This window comes from Mucilaginibacter lappiensis, from assembly GCF_050433765.1.
In the GTDB taxonomy this organism is placed as follows: Bacteria; Bacteroidota; Bacteroidia; order Sphingobacteriales; family Sphingobacteriaceae; genus Mucilaginibacter; species Mucilaginibacter lappiensis_A.
Genome location: NZ_JBNPWP010000003.1, coordinates 711,102 through 732,017, shown reverse-complemented (window position 1 = coordinate 732,017; position 20,916 = coordinate 711,102). Strand labels below are relative to the sequence as shown.

Genomic DNA, 20,916 nt, shown 5'->3' with positions numbered 1-20,916 from the left:
TAAGGGGTATTTTTTTAAAAATTAAACAATCTAAATTCTTATCGTTAGGGTATACATTGCTGGTGCTTAAATTATCGGGCTTTAAAACCAATGCATTAAATTTCAGTTAGCAATAAATATTAATTACCAACAGAAATAATTATTAAAATGCCCTATATTTATAGCATGATTTATTATTTTTCATCATGCGCTTATATATTTAATTTTCGATTCTTGCCGGCAAGAAAAGCTTTTTATAACTTTTAGTCACTTGGCAAAAAGCAAGCCAAAAAATTAAAATTTGCAGGACAGAAACATTATCAGTTATTTCACGTAAAACCAAAAAGATAGCATGATTGGGTGGAGCTTTAGACAGCAGCAAATCATGATCAATAAAGTTTTAAATCGTCGCCATAACTATGCATATAGAATTAATGAAGAATAAAATTGACGCTGAAAAAATGAGGAATTTGGCTGATGCCCTTATTCGGGAGATACCCGACTGTGGTTTCGCGTTAATCGTTTTCGAACCGGATGGGAATAATATGGCCAATTACATATCCAACGTCAACGACGATTTCATGATTCAAGCGCTCGAGAAGCAGTTAAACGCCCTGAAAAAAAATAAAACTTTCCCAACACCAGAAAGTAAGGGCTGATGGCATATACCATAGCCCGCGCAATGTTTTAACTGCTACTTACCGCTATCAATCAGCACTTTACCCAATTACTTGATCCCGATATTCTGCTGCGGATTTTCCGTGTAGTTTTAGAAAAGATGTCATATCTGCAAAAAGATGGCTGTTTGAGCGGATTTTTTTCATGTCCCAATCCCACCATTTAATATCCAGTAATTGCCCGATTTCTGCTTCGGAGAACCGATATTTTTTGATCCGGGCAGGTACTCCTGCGACAATAGCATATGGCGCCACATTTTGGGTAACTACGGCCCCCGTTCCAATCACAGCACCATCCCCTATTGATAATCCATCCATAATTGTCACATTATTCCCAATCCAAACATCATTACCGATCTTAACAATACACTTTTGAGCTTCATTGACAAAGCGGTTTTCTTTAAAGGAATTTTTTTTCACAAAAGTAAATCCCGCCTGCTGCGAAACCGAGAAAAAAGCGGGGTGCGTGGAAACAAAATCACGCGTAGGATGCATCCCCAAACCTGTTTGCAGCTTGCTTCCAATAGAGCAAAAACGGCCTATATGCGTATATCTGATCACAGAATCTGCACTAATATAGGTTGATCTACCTATAGATGAGGTTGAAATCTCGCAGTTTTCACCTATTACATTCCATCCCTCAAAATGACATCTCATATCAAGCAAAACATGGTTGCTTATTCGTAAATGCCTACCTTTATACTGCTGTCTGTACCAATTCCGTTTAATCCAGGCTTTAATCATAAGTATTCATATATGTACAGCAACTAAGTTCAAACGATGCTCCGAAATGATCCATTTCTTCTCATTTAATAATGCATGGCGCCATAATACCTAAGTAAGCAGTCTAATTCTTCCGATTCACAGGTCGAAAAGCGGTCCTTACATGTTTAATTATTTTTTCCTTTTATTTTCAAGAACATCCAGGTGTTGTTAAACCCTAAAAATAACGGGGCTATTTGTACCTACCTTGTGGATTATTTACCACATTCCTGGGTGATACCAATTACCTTTGCGGATTCAAACCTTTCATTTCGGCATCACGAAAAATTTGTCGGAGCACATTCAAGCAGTCAGCATCAATACTGTAAGCGGTGCACTATTGATCCCCCTCCCTTTACTTCCCTGGAGCAGCGAATGGTGCGAAATATCAGCATCATCATGCTGATATTTCGCACCATTCGCCGTTAACGGGCCTGTTAAACGGAACGTAGTTTTTTAATCTAATAAATTTCTGGCTATACGCCGGCGCAATAACAACACTTTCCCGTCAGAGGCCTGCGCGGCAATCATACTACTTTAAAGCCGTTGTCCCCATTGTCGGGTAAACGGGCAAATTATACTTGCTCTTTCTTAAAGGAGTCGTAAATAAAAGGGAACAGTGTTTTCAGCCACAATTTAAAATAGGCTGCCGGTAACATAAAGGAAAAATGCCGGTTGATAAAAGTGCGATACTCTCTGAATGCAAGGCCTTTGGGGCTATACAAATGTTCAATACGCTTTTTTAGCGGAACCTTGCCTGATAACCAGCTTACACCATGATCGTTTTCACAATGTCCGTAATAACCCGGGGCTACCCACACCTGCAGGCCATTTTTTACTGCCGTGTAGGTATAATCGAAATCGGCGAAGCCATGCGTGTAGATATCAGTCAGTATCCCTATTTTATTCACTGTCGCGCGATCCACCAACATAATGTTAGCATTGCCTATTTCGCATATTTTCAAGCGTTCGGCATCGGGCGTTTGCATAAAAGTAGAGCCGGTTATAAAGTTTTTTATTTTACGCCCGCCATAGGTTATCTTTCCGCTTTTGGGGTCAAGCACGGTACCTAAAAGGATATTGCCGCCGCTTTTGGCCTGGCTATACGCTGCAAGTAGCCGTTCAAGTGCGTCGGCTGATAAAACCACGTCATCATTTAGCAACAAATAAAAATCATATTCATCCCGACGGAGCACCTCTGCCCAAAGTGTTCTCATTCCTCCGGCCCAAAATAACGACCCGGTACCGTGTACCACATTAACTTGAGGAAACATCTCCTTAACACGTGCTCCGGTCATGTCGGGTGAATTATCATCCAAAAGATAAAAATCGAGATGACAATGATCAGGAACTGCTTGCTTAAGCAAACTGTTAAGGAACAATGTTGTCTTGCTGATGCGGTTATAACAGCAGCATAAAGTAGCGATTTTTATTATTTTTTCAGGCACTTTTTATATTCTTTAAATTATAATTAATAAATATTGATCATTAATGGGCCATTTCTTCCATAGCAGCAGCATCTTCTTCGGCAAGGCTTTCGTCATCATCACTAACCGGATTTGTATAATGGTATAGAAAAAAAAATGCCAGAATATTTTGCCATATCAATATAGGCTCTCCAAAACTTAATATCAGTATAATAAGTATGGCATAAATCATCAGCTCATTGCTGGCTATAAATTTCTTAAAAAGCATCGCATACCTGTACAACAGGAAAACTAAACCAATGAGACCGAATTTAGCGATGAAATCAATGATACCGTTGGAGATGTTCACATTACCCAATTGCACAACCGCCTCCTGATACATGTTCGATATTCCCCATATCAATTTTTCTCCAAATAACCGGTATATGTATATCAGACTGCCAAACCTGTTTAACGGCAACTGGCCTCCATGCTTCAAATAAAAGGTACCCAGTGTTTCCATGTGCTCCACGTCATGCAAATCCTGTTTGTAAAGCTCAATAATTTTACCAAACAGAAATGGCACCTTGACAGCAACTACTCCTATTATTGGTGCTGCGATCAGGAATATCCTGCTGAGCTTTCCGCCATTGGCCCGGTAATAAATTAAAAGATTAACCATCAACGCGATATACGAGGTTGTAGATAATGTAGTGACGATAGCCACGATAAGCAGCAGCACTTTTTTATCGAAAACAAATTTATTGGAAAACAGGTACATCAACAGCGCCATATTTAACAGACAGCCAAATGCACCTGGCTCCCAGGCAAAACCCGAGTTTCTGATACTATGGTTCCTGTCAAATGTAAAGATCAGGAAATTCGTATAATCGGGGTTTGAAGTCCGTGGGGGAAGATGAATAAGACTTCCGATAAAAAACACCGCATCATTGTTAATTAACTGAATCGTATAAAAAAAGATAGATATCCCTGCGCCTATGACGGTAATTTTTACGATATAATTCAATGCTTCCTCTTTAAGTATTGCACAGTACAAGAATGCCAGCAAAATATATTTAAAGAGAAAGATAATATCGCTCATTAAAAATGCGAAGGACACATTATTGAGGCAGAAATATCTCATGGAGACAAACCCTACGTAAATGAGACTGAACTTTAAAAACAACCTAATGTCCGACTTTTTAAATCGGTTATAAGTAATTCCTACCCAGATAAATAAGACATCAATTAATAAATAGTCAATCTCAAAGAAAGAAAAGAAACTTCCTTTTGCTGAAATTAACATAAACAAGAATGCCAGAAAATAATACATAATCAGTTAAGATAATTGACACGAACTTGAATCCTGGTCATTGCACTGCTTCTTATTCCCGAAGCACATAAACATTTTATAAATACCTTTTTTTTTATCATATTGTTGCCGTCATTGCCCAATCCCAAAATCCATTTCGGCAATCTTTCTTAAAAGATTGCCGGAATGGGATTAAGCCATGTTTTTACGCGAATAATAATTTTCGTATTTGTAACCCTCACCGTCCCTGCCATTTTTCAAGCCATTGAAAATAACCTGAATGTTGGGTAAATTATTACTAACATAAAGCTTCCTGATAAAGGCAAGCATTGATTTAGGCGTGTAAGCGTGACGAACAACAAATAAAGTTGTATCAGCATATTGCGCTAAAATGTTTGCGTCATTAATGGAATGCAATGGAGGGGTGTCTAATAAAACGTAATCATATTCTGCTCTTAAATTAGCTATCAACTGGCTAAATTTAACCTGGTCAAGCAGCTCTGAAAAAGAATCGACAAATGCGCCGCTACTGATCACATGCAAATTTGGATAGGCAGCAATTTCCTGAGTTAACTGATCCTTCCCAATTACATTCATTAGGTAATCAGACAAACCTGCTGTTTTGCCCAGGTGGAACGCGTTGCTGATCTTAGGTTTATAAATGTCCATTTCCAGCAAGATGGTTTTTTTACCAGACCGGGCCAGCGATACGGCCAGATTGCTACTAACAAAACTTTTTCCTTCCTTGGTAATACTCGATGAGATCAAAACAACGCTTCCTTTTTCATGACCATTGCTCAGAATGTTCAATTGAGTGCGTAAATGCCTGAATTGTTCAATAAGTGAAAAGTTGATGTCATTGTTCTGCTTGTCTGTTACAATTTCATGATTAAGCTTGGTATAGCTCAATTCCGCCAGAACATTCAGTGAAGTAGCAACTTCAATTTCTTTGCGTTTGTTCACAGTATCCTTCGCCACACCTTTAGCATAAACAAATCCGGTAGGAACAATCAGTCCTAAAAGCAGGGCTACCGCGAAAGGGATGTATCGTTTTGATTTTTTTTGAGGAAGTGCGTAGGCAACATCCAGCAAACGGGCACTTGACAACGAAGACGCATAACTTAGCGAGATCTGTTCACGTTTTTGCAATAAATACGTGTACAGGTTTTCTTTGATGGATTGCTGGCGTTTTAAACCAACAAGCTGACGTTCCTGTCCGGGAATGTTGGATATGGAAGACTGTGATGTAGATTTGAAAGATTGTAACTCATGTTTTGTTGCCAATAATGATGCCTTAATATTTCGCAAACTTTCTTTTATACTCAGCTTGGTTGAAGCAATTTGCTTATTCAAAGGCTCAAAGGCCGGATTTTTTTCCGGAAGGGTTGCTAACAATTTAGTCTTTTCTAATTGCAAATCGGACAGTTTCTGTACCTGGGCGACAAGGGTTGGATCTGAAATACCGATGGTGGATGGCGTACCACGGTCGGCATTAGAATTCACGAAACTTTCCAGACCGTCAAGAACGCTTAACTGAATACTGACTTCATTTAATTTTGACTCGTTGGATTGTACATTTTGAAGATATACCTGTGATTGCGCATTAATATCAGTTAAACCTTTGCTACTGCGATAACCTTCAACCTTACCCTCAGCAGAGTTCAGTTCGCCCACTAATGAATCAAGTCGGTTATCAATAAAATCAATAGTGCTTTTGGTCATATTGTTTTTTTCCGTCAGCTCCGCCTGCTTGTAATAATAAATAAGATTATTCAGGAAATCCTCTCCCCGTTTTGCGTTTTGATCGCTGGTTGACAATTCAATTACCGAGGCCAGTTTATCAGGCATAGAAACATCTACCCCATTTTGGTAGCTCAATATAGTGGCTTCCCTATCGCCCAGAATAACATTTACTGATTTTCCGATATATTTATCGAGTTGTGTTGTTGGCGAAATGTTCCATACGCCCATCCGGTCAGTTATGGTATCCCTGAAACGGTGACTGGTTACTTTTTTATTTTCATCGGTAATGGTATAAGCATCATGATTTAAGATTTTCACTATCATGAGCTGGCTTGGAATAACACCTTCTGACTTATATAAATTAAATTCCACCGGAGTTGAATCATACAGGTCGGTTTTTAGTATGCCATCAACGAATTGATAACTAACCCATAATTGAAGATGGTCAACCACCGATTTGATCAAACTGCGGGATTTAAAAACCTCTATTTCATTTTCCACAATTTTAGGCGGGTTAACAAGATCCAGTTCCTGTAAAGCAGATTTATCATCCGTAGGCTTTTCCTTACTGTCGTCCTGCATTAACATGGTAGCCTTAACGTCAAATAAGGGCTTTTTTATTTTATAATATGCAGAAGCGGCCCCAAGCCCAATAACCAAAAAAATCAGATAAAGGGGCCAGTAACTAAAATAGTGGCGAATAAGGTATTTAAAATCGATGCTGTCGTCGTCACCACGGGCCTGACGGCTGTTTATTATATGCTGTGATTTATTAGTTGGCATAACGCTTAACGATTTTGGATTAATAATGCAGATACTACGATAGCAATGGCCGAAAGACCGGAAAGGAGCAAAGAAGTATTCCTATATCCTCTATCCACGTTGGAATATTTGGACTTATCCGGTTCTACATATAAAATATCATTGTTCTGCAAATAGTAATAAGGTTGGTTAAATACTTCCTTTTTAGTTAAATCTATTGGAAAATACTGTCGTTTCCCATTCTGTTCTCTTATTAAAAAAACAGTTTTACGTTTGGCTGTAATATTCAGATCTCCTGCAAGACTCAAAGCTTCATAAATGTTGATATGTTCGTTTTGTACCGCGTAAGAGTCTGGTTTTAACACATCGCCCATAACAGAAATTTTAAAATTGAGTAAGCGAACGTTAACAATAGGCTTTTTCAGATACGGCAATAAATCATTGGTTAATTGCTGGGCTACCTGGTCTGTGGTCATACCGGCAACTTTCATACTACTTATTAACGGCAATTTGATTTCACCATTTGCATCTACCCGATAACCGTAGACCTGATTGTTGGCCGAAGCTTCATTACCACTATTCCCCTGACCGGAATTGAATACCATAGCCGCTTCAGGGTTTAAGCTCGTTACGTGGATCCCTATCAGATCATTGGTTTGTATTTTTAAAGGGGCAAAGTTGTTAATCGCCTCTTCTGAATTTTTAACGTGATCCAAATCCTGGAAATAAGGCACATTTTTATAGGAACCGCAAGAGAAGCAAAAAAAGAGGGCAATAAACAGGAAAAATTTTGTAACACTTAATTTCATGGTTTCAAAGTAAAGTCAATATTTATCGGATTGGAATGATCAAAAGTTAGCTATAGCACCAGTTGATTATGTATAAACCGTCCTATAGTTAAAAGCTGTTAATTTTTTACCCTTACCGAGTTGGCTATCGGTTTACAATAATTGAACCATTAGGCAAATTTGTAATTTTCATAAAAAAACAGCTTAAAGCAATCAGAAATTGCAGAATTTTCGCAAATTAAATGAGGAATTAATTGGACAACATGAGAATTGGGGAATATTTGGTACACAACAACTTTAACATTGTTGTAATTGGCATTAACCGGCAGATAAGCTATTTAACGTACAAGCCTTAAACTTAACAGGCCGGTAAATTATGACCTGCAGTTATTGGCTTTCGGTTACGTTTTCAGTTTAAGTAAATTATGGATTGTACCCGCGGGGTTTCATAAAAATACCGGTAACTGCTGCACGCAATTACCGGTCTAAAAGTTGCGGTTCCCCTAAGCAAGGCGACCGCGCTATTTCTATTTTTCGTTAGTTCAGCGTTACATTATTCGTGTTCGCTTTAAAACTCATGCCCGCCAGTTCAACAAGGGCACCGCTAAATGAGTTGCTAACCAGGGTAATCCCGGTAAATTTATTGCCGTTTGCAGAGATGGCGCTGATTTTTATGCCTCCAGCCTTAATATTGTTCCCCACAACTTTATTGCCGGTAAAATTAATATTATTGATGGCAACAAGCAGGGCGATTTCACGCATAACCCCGCCGTTTGCACTGGTATTGTAGGTAATGGTATTATTGGTTTCGGTCACAATTTGTGCGGACGAAAGTTTAGTTGAATACACTACAATAGCATTTCTTGACTGCACATTAGGCTTACTATAGGTGATGTTGTTGCCAGTAACATTAACGTTGAAAGAAGAATTGCTATTGACGTTGATCGCTATATATTTGGAATTATTTATCCTGTTGCCGGTTATAGAGGCCGCAGGTGTATAATCCCCTTCCACTGAAATTCCTTCCCAGCAATTATTAATGGTATTGTAACCTACTTTAGAAGATGCGGCCTTAGTATTTGCCGGTGTGCTGCCACGGAAATTTACAACGATACCGGGAATTAAGCTGGCTGCATCATTTATAAGATTGCTATCAATACGGCAATTATGATTCCCACCAATTTCCATATACATAAGCTTGGCATCGCTCAGGGTGTTCAGAACAGCCACTGTGTTGATTCCCACTAATGACATACCCATACCGTCTGCGCTCTCTGTAGGGCTTTTCCCGGTACCCGAAACAACATTCCCTTTCAGCAGTGTGCCATCTACGTTACCCCAATCTTCAATCCCCATATGCCCTGCGTTAATAACAGTATTATTGATCACCTGGTTGCTTTTACAATAAACAGTAGAATTTCCGTGTGAGCTGAGGCCGTTTGAATGCGCGTTCTGAATAGTGTTACCAATGATGATATTGTAACTCGCACCCGCCTCCGCATACTCCATCCCTGCAGTATAAAGCTTATTATAACCAATAAAATTATTGGTACTGCCCGTACCTGATACCCAGAAACCCTCAATGCCCAAGGCCTTATAAGCCTGATTAAAGGTTATGGTATTATATTTAAAGGAATTTTTGGGGCTGTTGGATATATAAAAAACGGCATTGGCCCATGCGCCCGGTGTAAAGCTTTTTGTTGACGGCAGGAATTTTAAATTTACGATCGAGCTGCTGGCTACCGAATTTAAAGAGAAATACCTTCCGGATACCAGCAAAGTCCCACTCATGGATGGCCCGGCTTTGATAGTAGCACCGTTTGTTCCATAAATACTGACGCCGCTTCGCATAACAAGCGTTTTATTAATAATATAAGTGCCTTTAGTAAGCACCAGGATGCTCCTGGCATTAATCGCGTTTTGAATAGCCTGTGTATCATCATGAACCCCATCACCTAATGCGCCATAGGTTTTTACATTGACCGCATTTGTTGGCGGAATAGTGTCTTTTACAACGGCCACAGTCGCTGCTGTCGTTACCATTGCCGACCGAAGAGCCGAAGTATCAGACTCTTGGATTGGAGAAACATTGCTGGCTTCTTTCTTACAGGAAAGTAAGCCAACCAATAGCATCAATAGATAATAGTTTTTTTTCATAAGGGGGTGTTTAAATGTCTACAGTTTTGTCTGCCCGTGTTTCAAACGTGCAAAATATGTGAAATGTTACATTTTTCGCAAATTAATAATTTTATTACACTTTGAATGTTATTTTTTTAAAATACAATCCATAATATATACAAAATATATAATATTATTATCATTTCGTAAAAATATGACGGATTTAATAAGTATCTTTTAAATAACAATTTTATTACAAACAGACAATTGGCAGCATTTTTATTGTTTATTTTGGTTTCGAAACCTGAGCAGAACAATGATGATATTTATACCCAAACCGGGCATTTATATCAACATGTGAAAAGTATTTTACTATTAATCATTTTACTTGCATTTGAGTTTAGTCCTGTTTAATCATGCAGAAACAGGTTATGAAGCATCAAAAGGCGCTTTAATGCACAATGAATCTTTTCGGGGCAAGTGTTGCACAATAATTGCATAGCCAGTGACCATTGGATATGGTTATATTAAATGCAAAATATTAAAGAGTTTAAAGTCAACAATTTTGACCTGTTACGTTTTTTTGCCGCTACTCAGGTGATCGTTGATCATTATTTTCAGCATTTAAACCTTCCGATCTCCCCAAGAGGCATCGATATATTATATCTATTCCCCGGAGTTCCTGTGTTTTTTGTGATCAGTGGATACCTGATATCTGCCTCTTACGAACGGAATACGCATTTCAGCGATTATCTGCGTAACAGGGCACTTCGCATTTATCCGGGTTTATGGGCCTGCGTTTTAGTAACTATCATTGTTATTTCATTAACCGGGATAAACTTTATTAACAGCAGTTCGGTATTGTGGTTACCCAGCCAGCTAACAGGATTTATTTATACTCCCGGCTTTTTGTCTGGTTATGGATTTGGATCTTACAACGGCAGTTTATGGTCGATCCCGATTGAGCTACAGTTTTACCTGCTTCTCCCGTTGCTTTACATTATACTTCCGCAAAAGAGATTGGATTATGGCTTTTATGGCCTTTTTATCTTGTTTTTTATAGTACATGTTTTGTTTTATTACATTAAACTTCCAAGCTCATTTTTACAAAAGGCAGCAGGATACACGTTCATACCCTACTTTTATCTTTTCTTAATTGGCGTTATCTTTCAGCGGCTGCGTATTTACAAGCTGCCGTTTATTTATAACAAGGCCCACTTTTGGGTCATTGGCTATGTTGCGTACAGTTTATTATTCCCCAATTTGATGGACAAGGCGATATTTACTTCCATTAAACATGTTATTTTAAGTTTTTGCGTGATTTCCCTGGCTTATTCTTCGCCAGGCATAGCAAAGAAAGTGTTTAATAATAACGATATCTCTTATGGTATATATATTTATCATGGGCTTTTACTAACGGTTATCGTACAGCTGAAGTTGCAGGGATATATCAATGTGTTTACCCTGATCGGGATCACCTATTTTTTAGGGCTCTTATCGTGGATATTTATAGAAAAGCCGTTTATCAGGAGTAAAAAGCACACAATAAAAGCAAGGATTTAACTCAGTAACTTAATAAAGAAGAATTGAGCCATACTTGATACTTTCAGCCATATGGCTGATCAAAATGGGATTAACCAGATTTTTTTTTAAATGAAATCACAAAAAGCAGTTCATATTCTGCATAGTATAGAATTTTCAGGTGCGGAAATCATGTTGTACCATGCATCTGATATCTTTAAGAGGAACCAGATAGACATAACGCTTTTGGCGTGCGAATTACGCAAGGGACGGTTTGAAGAGCAAATGTTGGACAAGGGCTATACGGTTGATTCTGTAGGATCCAGTGGCAAAATTTCTTCCATATTGAAGTTTTTCAGTTATTTCAAAAATAAAAAGTTCGGTATTGTGCATATACATACCGAAGATCTGTACTTATGGAAGGTAATAGCATTAAGACTTACCGGCCACCGGAATATTGTGAGAACTTATCATAACAACTGGACCTTTAAAGGCTGGACAAGATTTAAGCGGATTTTGCACCGGAAAATGGCATCCCTTCTGGGCGTCAAAAATCACGCTATTGGTACTGCTGTCCAGGCCAATGAAAGGGACAGGTTTTATAACAAAACTTTTATCATCAATAACTGGATAAACCTCAATCCCGACCTTTTGGCACAGCGTGATGATATCCGCTTAACCAAACGCAGGGAATTAGGGATTCCGCAAGATGCATTTGTAATGATTTCGATTGGGGGATGTTCCGCTATAAAGAACCACAATTTCCTTATTGACCTTATAGCGCCACTGCATAAAGCTGGTGTAAAAATAACTTATCTTCATGTAGGAACGGGTGCTGATGAGGCTGCAGAGCAAGTCAGAGCAACGGAGAACTTTCCGAATGCCAATATCATCTTTACCGGGAACAGAAAGGATATACCGGAATTGCTGATCGCCTCAGATATATATCTAATGCCCTCTTTGTTCGAAGGCCTTTCGATAGCGCTGCTGGAGGCTATGTATTACAATGGACTGGTTATTGTTAATGATGCGCCTGGGTTGAGCAATATGGTAGTGCATGAAGATAATGGATATGTTATTGATGTTGGCGATGTTACCGCCTACATCGCGCTTATAAAAAGATTGTGCAATAATAAAATCGATACCTTACCTATGAAAACCGCTGCAAGAAAATTTGTTGAGCTAAACTTCTCCATGGATAAAAACGCGGCAGAGCTCGTGGAATTCTATAACAGCTAAATATTTCAAATTAAGAAGATATAACCGGCGGGATTCCGCATTTTATTTTATCAAATTTACCGGCAAAGAATGTTAACATCATTAAGAAGCAAAGCACAAACCTTTTGGACCGTTGGTCACGAACGAACGCTAAAGTTAAAGAAGAATATTATTTATTCATTCTTAATCAAAGGAGCAAGTGTGCTTGTGGGCTTTATACTCATCCCGTTAACCATTCATTACATTAATGCAGGGCAATATGGTATTTGGCTTACAATCAGTTCAATGGTAAGCTGGATCAATACCTTTGATATCGGGCTAAGCAATGGATTAAGAAATAAGATGGCACGCTCCCTGGCATTAAATGAAACTGAAAATATTGCCCGGTATATAAGCACAACATATGCCATCCTGTTTTTGATAGCGGCCGTTACTTTTCTTTTATTCTACGTTACCGGTTCGCTTTTCGACTGGAACGCGTTACTGAATATAAAAAACGCGGTAACCTACGATATTTGGCCCATTATCACCATTACACTTGGCGCCTTCTGCGTTCAATTTTTTCTTCAACCGGTAAATAGTGTTTTAACGGCATCTCACCAACCTTTTAAAGCATCACTAATCGCTCTTTGCGGACAGGCATTAACATTATTGGCTATCTATCTGCTTACCGTTTTCACAAAAGGCAATTTATTCTTGCTGGTCGTAGCAGTCAGTATATCCCCTGTTATTGTCTTTTTGATAGCAAACTTTTACTTTTTCAATACGTCACTAAAAGCATACGCGCCCAAATTCCGCTTTATAGATCTGTCCAGTGCCAAGAGCCTGCTGAATACAGGTGGGGTGTTTTTTTTCATCCAGATCGGCGCAATAGTGCTCTTCCAAACGGATAACATTGTTATCTCCCGTAACCTGGGCCCTCAGGATGTTACCGTATTCAATCTGGCTTATAAATATTTTTCTTTAATACAGGTAATCTTTGTCATCATACTTACCCCTTATTGGAGTGCCTTTACCGACGCTTATGCCAAAAAGGATATGAGTTGGATCAAACAATCTATTCAGAAAATGAGGAAGCAGTGGCTTTATATCAGCGGATTAGCCATACTGTTATTTGTTGGTTCACAGTTATTTTACCATCTCTGGATAGGCGACACAGTGCATGTACCGTTCCAATTGTCGTTAGCCATGACGGTATATGTCATTTCTACCAACTGGCAGGGAATTTACTCCAGTGCGCTTAATGGGATCGGAAAGTTAAGAATACAGCTGATCCTGGTTATCAGCACTGCAGTCCTGAACATTCCATTATCAATTTATTTAATCAAGCTGGTTGGCCTGTATGGCACCGTTTTAGCCAACATCATTCTGGTGCTGATCATTAACGTTTTTCTTACCTACCAGGTAAACCGCATCACCAATGAGAAAGATACCGGAGTTTGGGCAAAATAAGGGTAATAAAAGAAAGCCCAACAGACTGATTTATTAAACGCTAATATTCAAGTTTCCAGGAAACATTTTCTTTTATAGTCTTGTTGGGATAGCCGGCGCTGATCACATTTGAAGGCACATCCTTGGTAACAACGGAGCCCATTCCAATAATGCTTCCGCTTTGGATAGTGACTCCTTTAAGTATGGTTACTTTACTCCCAACCCATACATGGTCACCTATAAAAATTGGCTTTTCCTGGTTAATGATTTGGCCGCTTTCATTAAAAATGGGGTGCGTATCACTGGCCCATAATTCGATATAGTCCGAAAACAAACAATTTGAACCGATCGATATATTATTGTTCTTGCCGGCGTTAACAATCCGGATGCCACCGAACGTAGTATTCGCTCCGATGTTAACCACACAATTTTCGCCGCGGATAATCAATGAGGAATCCCGGAACATCACGCCTTTTTCAAAGTTAACCTGATTTTGACTTCCTTCAATACTAATAACCGAACCAGCGACATAAGCGTTATGGAAAGCCACCTTGTTATCACTTCCTGAGACGGTTAATGATGTATTTTCTATTCTTGAACAGAAAATCCCGATGTTGGTGGAACGCTGAAAACGGATGGTTGTCTTAAAGAAGCTGCTCCCTTTGATCTGGCTTTTCTTTAGATGCAATAACAGCATGATATAGTTAAAAAATGATATTAAACTTTTGATTTTTTGTTTCATGCTAAAACCCGGAAAGAATTAAATAAAAAGATGAGAATAACCGTTGTTAAACTATGCCAGCCTCTTCAAACCTGATACCAATTGTTTACATTCGGCATTGCTGGTTTGTAAGCCATACTTTTGTAGCTTGTGCAGTAAAACGCAACCGGTTCGAAAAAGCCCTTTATTACCACTGAGGGCACATTTACTGTTTGGGTAATAAAAAAAATTCCGCCCAGTATCCGTATAGTTTATTTAGCTAATATATAAATTTCCCCAACACTTTAATTACTGGTTAAAACACTGCCAGTCAGAAATATCCCCGGCAGAGCTAAGGCATCATATTTGACCAAGCAGGGTTAGATAACCAGATAATATTTACTGATGATCAACGACAATTCTCTGGAATATACCATTGCCAAGACGCTTTTCAAGTATTATGGCATATTTGAAAATTCAAACAAGATGCTGCCAGTAGAGAAAAGTCCACAAAAGGGGGAAGAGTTGCCCGACATTAAACTGCACGATCTGCGTGCACCCGGGTTAAACGGCTCGGATTTCACGAAATATTTTCAGCCAGAGAAAAAAAGACCTTTGAAACCCGTTCCTATTGACAGGCCATGGTCCTCCGTCAATCCTGACCATCAGGCGCTGATTAAACACTACCCGTTTTTGAAGTCTTTTTGGTTAAATACTAAAACATGATAAATAATGGAACCGGGCCTCACAACGAAATTAAAGAAGCCACACTACAGAAAACAACGGCAAGTAAAACGCATATTGACAGTTTAAAGTAACCATAGAAATCTGATATGACCCCACCATTTTATCAATACATTCTAAATAAACATCAGTTGGCCGAAATCGTACCAGATAATAAGGAAATAACGGGTTGGGCCACCGGTTTGATCGCTTTACTGTTTCCGGAACAAGCAAACAAAACGTTTAATCACATACAGCAGATCGAAAATGAATTTTCAGACTTAAAAAACAAATTGCATCGTATGGTTGCAGATGTCAATGGTTCAAAACAGCACGACGGTTCATGCCCGGCCTCATTATTCTTTGACTCAGTTCCTTCGTTATACAGCCTGATAAAAAGTGACCTGGAAGCTATTCTGGAAGGCGACCCGGCAGCGCACAGCGAATTTGAAGTGATTAGAACCTATCCAGGTTTTCTCGCTATATCGCTTTATCGTATAGCCCACGCATTAAGCAAACTCCATATCAGCCTGTTGCCCCGTATTATTACCGAATACGCGCATTCCAAAACGGGCATTGATATCCATCCGGCCGCCACGATTGGCCCGTATTTTCATATAGATCACGGCACCGGCATTGTGATTGGTGAAAGCTGTACAATAGGTAGGCATGTTAAACTATACCAGGGTGTGACGCTTGGGGCATTAAGTGTAGATAAAGGTATGGCACATACCAAACGCCATCCATCACTGGAGGACAATGTGATCATTTATTCAGGGGCAACCATATTGGGAGGAAATACAATCATAGGTCATCATAGCGTGATCGGGGGCAACGTTTGGTTAACGTCAAGCATTCCGCCTTATTCCGTACTTTATCATACGCCCCATTATAAAACAGTAAATAAAAGAGAAACGTCTACTCCGTAACTCAATGGTGATAAAACAACCAGGGCACTATAAAATGGCCGAAGAACTGTTTTGGCCTGCAAGCAGTAATAAATATAAATGGATTTCTTCCGGTAAAACAATATGAAAAACCTTGGTAATATAGCTCCATCACAAAAAAACAGCAAATCCTATCTGCACGCCCTTTTTGATATCAAAAATGTGCCAAAAAGGACATATCAGCTTGGTATCGCAACGCTGGCCGCGGGGATGCTCCTCTCCGTATATGACTTATGGCTTGGCTTATTAGTTTCGGCTTTTCTGGTGGCCTGTTTTTGCTTCGCTGTCCTGATGTTTCTCCTGTTAAAATACCATCAGGCAATCAAAAATCTGAAAATCGCGATCATATCAACTGTCTGCGGATTGCTGATCCTGCTGGTTTGCCTTGAGGGCATCCAAACGGAACAGTACCTGTACTTTTTTCCATTAATGGTTACAGTGCCCATCCTCATTGATTTTAAGGAATCGAAATTATGGGAACCATTAGTTTATATTTTACTGATAATTTCCTCTTTCAGTATTTGCATTTTTTTGGGGCTCCATCTGTCTCCTTTAGAAGCATTTAATGCACAGCAGGCCAGTAAACTTTCCGTTGTAAACAGATTTATTGCAATCATTATGACGATAATTTTTGCTACCTCTTATATTGTTTTTGAAAAAAAATATATACATGAATTACTAAACCAAAGTAAACTGGCAATTGATGCAAGGACCAGGTTCCTGTCTACAATGGGACACGAGTTAAGGACACCTTTAAATGGCATTATTGGTACCTTAAATTTGCTAAGGCAAGACCATGGCTTGTATAAAGATGAATATTTTCAGACATTGATCTATTGTTCGGATCATATGTTACAACAGGTTAACAACATCCTGGATTTCAATAGAATTGAAGCAGATAAGCTCGAAATTCATCCTGTAAAACTGAATCTTTATCAATTATTAACCAACATTGGTATGCCCTTCACTACTTCAATCCGTGAAAAAGGCCTTGACCTTATCATTGATATAGATCAAAAGCTCAATAGTATGGTTTACGTGGATGACCTGAGGCTCATTCAAATTTTCAATAATTTGTTGTCTAACGCTCTAAAGTTCACCCAGCAAGGGTACATTAAGGTGGAGGCCCATTGTTTGAACATCAGTCCTACATCGGTTGAAATCAGATTTATGGTTGAAGACACGGGCATTGGTATAGCTAAAAATGACCACCACAAAGTATTTGAAAGTTTTGAACAGGTATATGATAGGGATCATGATAAAAATATTGGAACTGGTCTGGGTCTGACTATTTGTGTCCGTTTATTAAAATTAATGAACAGTAACATAACGCTTCTTAGCGAAAAAGGCAAAGGCAGCAAATTCTTGTTTGATATCAAATTTAATAAAGCAGACCTTGCCTCTCCGACGCTTAGTGATATGGAAATTAACGTTCCAGAGGACCTTTCTGGTGTAAATGTCTTGCTGGTTGAAGACAATCAGATAAATATGATGGTAGCAAAAAAAACGCTTTCAAATTTGAAAGCGGTCATTACCTGCAGCTTTAACGGTAAAGAAGCCATTGAAGCCCTTATCAACAATGCCAACTATGATATCATTTTAATGGATTTGGAGATGCCGGTCATGAGTGGCTATACAGCTATTTTGCACATCAAAAAAATGTTTCCCAATATTCCCGTAATCGCTTTTACCGCTTCACTTGTTGATCAGCAAATGCTTACAGATCTGCTCGAAAGTGGGTTTTCTGATTGTTTATTAAAACCATTTAAGCCACAGCAGCTACTTTCTGCCATTAAAAAGACTGCTATTCCTAAACAAATGAACATATAAAAGCCTTGCTACTGTAATAGATTTGGCAGGTATACCTCCCGAGGGAAAAGATATGCGCTCAAATGAAAGACAAGGAACTGAGAAATTATTTTATGAGGGTTTAATTAAAGGGCATTTCCGTTAATCAGATCAATTGTTAGTATAAATCTTAAAATATTGCAATAAAAGCAAAACAAAAAATGGTTCAACTTAGTATATATGTTCACCGTTACCATATTTCTATACAAATCATAAAATGTTAAAAAAAAGGCTTTTATATATCGACGACAATTTTATTGATCACTCGATTTTAAAAATAATGCAGGATAAATATCAAACATTTAAGACTATCTCCCATCGGATGGACGGCATTCATGTTATCCGGGATCTCATGGAAAACAAAACGAATCAATGCATGTTGCCCGATGTGATCTTTATTGATCTTTATATGAGCAATTACAGCGGATGGGATTTTCTGGAGGACTTGAAAGATTTATATGCGTGCCTAATTAAACCTATAAGGGTATACATTGTGTCATCTTCAATTCTTCCAGGTGATATACGAAGATCCGGACAATACCCCTTTGTATTGGATTACCTCATAAAACCGCTTACAAAGGAAATGTTAATGCGCATTGGTTAATTCAAACTTAAATCAATTGTCGCTATTACTAATTATCATTCGGTGAGACGATAATTTATTTGCAGTGGTAGCGTCTCGGAATGGTTATTGTATGCTGATATCCCGCCACCTTAACCTGTGAACTATGTGCAAACTGATAATAATTGACGACAGTCCGATAACACATGTGATCATGCAGCGGATGTTTGAAAAATATGATTTATTTAAAGATGTAGCCTATAGCTTGGATGGGGAAATCATTATTGACTTTTTGAAGGAAAACCAGGCAAAAACTGAGTTGTTACCGGATGTTATTTTCTTAGATCTGAATATGCCATACTTCAGCGGATGGGAATTTCTGGAACAGTTTGATCAACTTTATTCTTCTTTTCGAAAAGCTATCAGCATTTACATTGCGTCCGCGTCTATTGATCGTCAGGATCAGCTGCGGGTGAGCGAATATCCCTTCGTCCGGTCATTCATCAGCAAGCCGGCCAGTAAAAACGTTTTAACGTCTATATATATCGGGCACCTACCGCAATCAGATTCCTGCTAATACCGGCAACGGCTTCCTCACCAGAGACAGATTATTTCATCTCAGTTCTTGCCTCAGCATTTCCCTATTTGTAATAATAAATGCCGCCTATTTATTATAAGGCAAAGTACCGTTTACCCGAAGATTCTGGATCGTGGCTTTTCTACCGCTTTCGGGACATTAGGTGCCCATCGATGTATCTTTTCCAGCCGGGCATATCGGCAACTACAGCAATAAGGTTAAATATGACTGTGAAATTATAAAAATATTTTTAAAACATCTGATGTTTAATAAAAACATCGTATGTTTGTATCATAATTAACAACAATGGAAAATCAAAAATTATCAGATCAGGTTTCTGCAAAAATCAGACAGGATATTCTTGACGGAAAATACAAGGCCGGAGAAAAAATACCAGCTGAGCCTGAGTTGATGAAAGTTTATGAAGTAGGCCGGTCAAGCATACGTGAGGCGATCAAAAGCCTGGCCATGTCCGGTATGCTGAAAGTTCAGCAAGGTTCAGGCACTTTTGTTAACGAGGTTTTGCCGGAGGAGAATATGACCGGCCGGTTGCACGTGGCTGATTTCGACGAGATCAATGCAGTCAGGAAACTACTGGAGCAGGAGATTGTAAGGCTGGCGGTAGAAAACCATACACAGGCGCAGCTGGAAGAAATAGAAAAACAGCTTAAACTCCGGAAACAGGCTATTACCGAAGAGGACAGGCCAGCCTGTACCAATGCAGATATCGCTTTCCACATGGCTATAGCTAATGCGTCCCAAAATAAGGTACTGGCTTCCCTTTATCAAAATTTCACACATACTATCCGGACTTTTTTTTCCGAACGCGAGACGCGGGGCATCGGGCATTTTGCTATAAGTCATTACCTGCACGCAGACCTTTTCCAGGCTATCAAAACAAAAAGAAAAAAACAGGCCCAGGAACTCATCCGGAACATCCTGGATCATAATTATTAATTCTAACAACATAACTATTCTCACATTCACCTTAATAACCGGTTCAAACGTTATTCTTTAATTAAGATTTGTTATCATGAAAAATTCAATCTTCAAAAACAGCATTTGCCTGTTTTACGCCTTGCTCTTTTGCTTAATTTACAATTCCACTAAAGCGGTTGCTCAGCAACCGGCAGGAATAAGAAACATCGTCCTGGTACACGGCGCTTTCGTAGACGGCTCCGGCTGGAAACCGGTGTACGATATCCTGGTCAAAAAAGGTTATCACGTTAGCGTGACCCAACAGCCATTAACCTCCTTCGATGGCGATGTAGCAGCAGTAAAACGTGTGCTCAGTATGCAGGATGGCCCGTGTATCCTGGTTGGACACAGCTATGGCGGCGCTATTATTACCGTTGCCGGAAATGATGATCATGTAGCCGGCCTTGTGTACATTGCTGCCCATGCGCCTGACAATGGCGAGAGCGAAGGAGGTAACGGTAAACTATACCCTTCGGCCTATAAATCCTTGCAGAAACCAGCTGACGGATTTGACTATATCGCACCGGAAAGTTTTTATGCCGATTTTGCCGCGGACCTGCCCAAAGCGGTGGCTGAATTTACCGCCAACGCGCAAATGCCTACAGCCGACGCCGTATTTCATGCAATCATTCAGAACCCGGCCTGGAGAGTAAAGCCCAGTTGGTATATGGTCGCTAAGGCTGACCGCATCATCAACCCCGACCTGGAACGCATGTACGCCAAACGCGCCAAAAGTACCGTAGTAGAGATTGACGGGGCAAGTCATTCTGTTTATCAATCGCATCCGAAAGAGGTGGCCAGGTTGATCATCGATGCAGCAACACATAGCCCGGTTAAATAAATAGCGGCATCGCAAATACAATC

At 39.3% G+C, this 20,916-nt stretch carries 17 protein-coding genes; 10 read left to right on the top strand and 7 right to left on the bottom strand.

Features of this window, described 5'->3' with window-relative positions; all coding sequences use genetic code 11:
- Nucleotides 1–398 precede the first annotated feature (398 nt).
- Complete coding sequence (locus M2273_RS13025) at nt 399–638, top strand: hypothetical protein (RefSeq protein ID WP_429397432.1); 240 nt, start codon at nt 399–401, stop codon at nt 636–638.
- A gap of 60 nt (nt 639–698) precedes the next feature.
- Here the strand turns inward: M2273_RS13025 and M2273_RS13020 are convergent, their stop codons facing one another.
- The 6 genes from M2273_RS13020 to M2273_RS12995 form a co-directional block, all read right to left on the bottom strand.
- Nucleotides 699–1,400 carry a CatB-related O-acetyltransferase gene (locus M2273_RS13020; protein WP_429397430.1) on the bottom strand — a complete coding sequence of 234 codons (702 nt, stop codon included), beginning with the start codon at nt 1,398–1,400 and terminating at the stop codon, nt 699–701.
- Nucleotides 1,401–1,993: 593 nt separating this feature from the next.
- Complete coding sequence (locus M2273_RS13015) at nt 1,994–2,866, bottom strand: glycosyltransferase (protein WP_429397428.1); 873 nt, start codon at nt 2,864–2,866, stop codon at nt 1,994–1,996.
- 40 nt (nt 2,867–2,906) lie between these two features.
- The gene (locus M2273_RS13010; RefSeq protein WP_429397426.1) at nt 2,907–3,851 is read right to left on the bottom strand and encodes a hypothetical protein; all 945 of its coding nucleotides are present in this window, start codon (nt 3,849–3,851) and stop codon (nt 2,907–2,909) included.
- 477 nt (nt 3,852–4,328) lie between these two features.
- On the bottom strand, nt 4,329–6,662 hold the full coding sequence (locus M2273_RS13005; RefSeq protein ID WP_429397424.1) for a GumC family protein: 2,334 nt from the start codon (nt 6,660–6,662) through the stop codon (nt 4,329–4,331).
- Between the two features lie 5 nt (nt 6,663–6,667).
- Nucleotides 6,668–7,450 (bottom strand): polysaccharide biosynthesis/export family protein, encoded by a 783-nt coding sequence (locus M2273_RS13000; protein WP_429397422.1) that lies wholly within the window; start codon nt 7,448–7,450, stop codon nt 6,668–6,670.
- 516 nt (nt 7,451–7,966) lie between these two features.
- Nucleotides 7,967–9,586: a glycosyl hydrolase family 28-related protein gene (locus M2273_RS12995; RefSeq protein ID WP_429397420.1), complete on the bottom strand. Its 1,620-nt coding sequence runs from the start codon at nt 9,584–9,586 to the stop codon at nt 7,967–7,969.
- A 492-nt stretch (nt 9,587–10,078) separates the two neighbouring features.
- Between M2273_RS12995 and M2273_RS12990 the strand changes: the two genes are divergently transcribed.
- The 3 genes from M2273_RS12990 (at nt 10,079) to M2273_RS12980 (ending at nt 13,738) form a co-directional block, all read left to right on the top strand.
- Nucleotides 10,079–11,110 carry an acyltransferase family protein gene (locus M2273_RS12990; protein WP_429397418.1) on the top strand — a complete coding sequence of 344 codons (1,032 nt, stop codon included), beginning with the start codon at nt 10,079–10,081 and terminating at the stop codon, nt 11,108–11,110.
- Nucleotides 11,111–11,200: 90 nt separating this feature from the next.
- The gene (locus M2273_RS12985; RefSeq protein ID WP_429397416.1) at nt 11,201–12,307 is read left to right on the top strand and encodes a glycosyltransferase family 4 protein; all 1,107 of its coding nucleotides are present in this window, start codon (nt 11,201–11,203) and stop codon (nt 12,305–12,307) included.
- Nucleotides 12,308–12,376: 69 nt separating this feature from the next.
- Nucleotides 12,377–13,738: an oligosaccharide flippase family protein gene (locus tag M2273_RS12980; protein ID WP_429397414.1), complete on the top strand. Its 1,362-nt coding sequence runs from the start codon at nt 12,377–12,379 to the stop codon at nt 13,736–13,738.
- A gap of 40 nt (nt 13,739–13,778) precedes the next feature.
- Here M2273_RS12980 and M2273_RS12975 read toward each other — a convergent pair whose 3' ends face one another.
- On the bottom strand, nt 13,779–14,459 hold the full coding sequence (locus M2273_RS12975; protein WP_429397412.1) for an acyltransferase: 681 nt from the start codon (nt 14,457–14,459) through the stop codon (nt 13,779–13,781).
- Between the two features lie 363 nt (nt 14,460–14,822).
- Here M2273_RS12975 and M2273_RS12970 point away from each other — a divergent pair, with 363 nt between their 5' ends.
- The 6 genes from M2273_RS12970 to M2273_RS12945 all read left to right on the top strand — a co-directional run bounded on the left by M2273_RS12970 (nt 14,823) and on the right by M2273_RS12945 (nt 20,893).
- The gene (locus M2273_RS12970) at nt 14,823–15,143 is read left to right on the top strand and encodes a hypothetical protein (protein ID WP_429397410.1); all 321 of its coding nucleotides are present in this window, start codon (nt 14,823–14,825) and stop codon (nt 15,141–15,143) included.
- A 149-nt stretch (nt 15,144–15,292) separates the two neighbouring features.
- Nucleotides 15,293–16,069, top strand: a complete 777-nt coding sequence (epsC, locus tag M2273_RS12965; protein WP_429397408.1) for a serine O-acetyltransferase EpsC — start codon at nt 15,293–15,295, stop codon at nt 16,067–16,069.
- A gap of 102 nt (nt 16,070–16,171) precedes the next feature.
- Nucleotides 16,172–17,917: a hybrid sensor histidine kinase/response regulator gene (locus M2273_RS12960; RefSeq protein ID WP_429397406.1), complete on the top strand. Its 1,746-nt coding sequence runs from the start codon at nt 16,172–16,174 to the stop codon at nt 17,915–17,917.
- A gap of 746 nt (nt 17,918–18,663) precedes the next feature.
- A complete protein-coding gene (locus tag M2273_RS12955; RefSeq protein ID WP_429397404.1) occupies nt 18,664–19,074 on the top strand; it encodes a response regulator in 411 nt (136 codons plus the stop codon).
- Nucleotides 19,075–19,380: 306 nt separating this feature from the next.
- Nucleotides 19,381–20,031 (top strand): FadR/GntR family transcriptional regulator, encoded by a 651-nt coding sequence (locus tag M2273_RS12950; RefSeq protein WP_429397402.1) that lies wholly within the window; start codon nt 19,381–19,383, stop codon nt 20,029–20,031.
- 76 nt (nt 20,032–20,107) lie between these two features.
- A complete protein-coding gene (locus tag M2273_RS12945) occupies nt 20,108–20,893 on the top strand; it encodes an alpha/beta fold hydrolase (protein WP_429397400.1) in 786 nt (261 codons plus the stop codon).
- Nucleotides 20,894–20,916: the final 23 nt, after the last annotated feature.

What these genes read in the sequence shown, in the direction of transcription:
- M2273_RS13025 (WP_429397432.1), top strand. Translation starts at nt 399, where the DNA reads ATGCATATAGAATTAATGAAGAATAAAATTGACGCTGAAAAAATGAGG.
- M2273_RS13020 (WP_429397430.1), bottom strand. Translation starts at nt 1,400, where the DNA reads ATGATTAAAGCCTGGATTAAACGGAATTGGTACAGACAGCAGTATAAA.
- M2273_RS13005 (WP_429397424.1), bottom strand. Translation starts at nt 6,662, where the DNA reads ATGCCAACTAATAAATCACAGCATATAATAAACAGCCGTCAGGCCCGT.
- M2273_RS13000 (WP_429397422.1), bottom strand. Translation starts at nt 7,450, where the DNA reads ATGAAATTAAGTGTTACAAAATTTTTCCTGTTTATTGCCCTCTTTTTT.
- M2273_RS12995 (WP_429397420.1), bottom strand. Translation starts at nt 9,586, where the DNA reads ATGAAAAAAAACTATTATCTATTGATGCTATTGGTTGGCTTACTTTCC.
- M2273_RS12990 (WP_429397418.1), top strand. Translation starts at nt 10,079, where the DNA reads ATGCAAAATATTAAAGAGTTTAAAGTCAACAATTTTGACCTGTTACGT.
- M2273_RS12985 (WP_429397416.1), top strand. Translation starts at nt 11,201, where the DNA reads ATGAAATCACAAAAAGCAGTTCATATTCTGCATAGTATAGAATTTTCA.
- M2273_RS12980 (WP_429397414.1), top strand. Translation starts at nt 12,377, where the DNA reads ATGTTAACATCATTAAGAAGCAAAGCACAAACCTTTTGGACCGTTGGT.
- M2273_RS12975 (WP_429397412.1), bottom strand. Translation starts at nt 14,459, where the DNA reads ATGAAACAAAAAATCAAAAGTTTAATATCATTTTTTAACTATATCATG.
- M2273_RS12970 (WP_429397410.1), top strand. Translation starts at nt 14,823, where the DNA reads ATGATCAACGACAATTCTCTGGAATATACCATTGCCAAGACGCTTTTC.
- M2273_RS12960 (WP_429397406.1), top strand. Translation starts at nt 16,172, where the DNA reads ATGAAAAACCTTGGTAATATAGCTCCATCACAAAAAAACAGCAAATCC.
- M2273_RS12955 (WP_429397404.1), top strand. Translation starts at nt 18,664, where the DNA reads ATGTGCAAACTGATAATAATTGACGACAGTCCGATAACACATGTGATC.
- M2273_RS12950 (WP_429397402.1), top strand. Translation starts at nt 19,381, where the DNA reads ATGGAAAATCAAAAATTATCAGATCAGGTTTCTGCAAAAATCAGACAG.
- M2273_RS12945 (WP_429397400.1), top strand. Translation starts at nt 20,108, where the DNA reads ATGAAAAATTCAATCTTCAAAAACAGCATTTGCCTGTTTTACGCCTTG.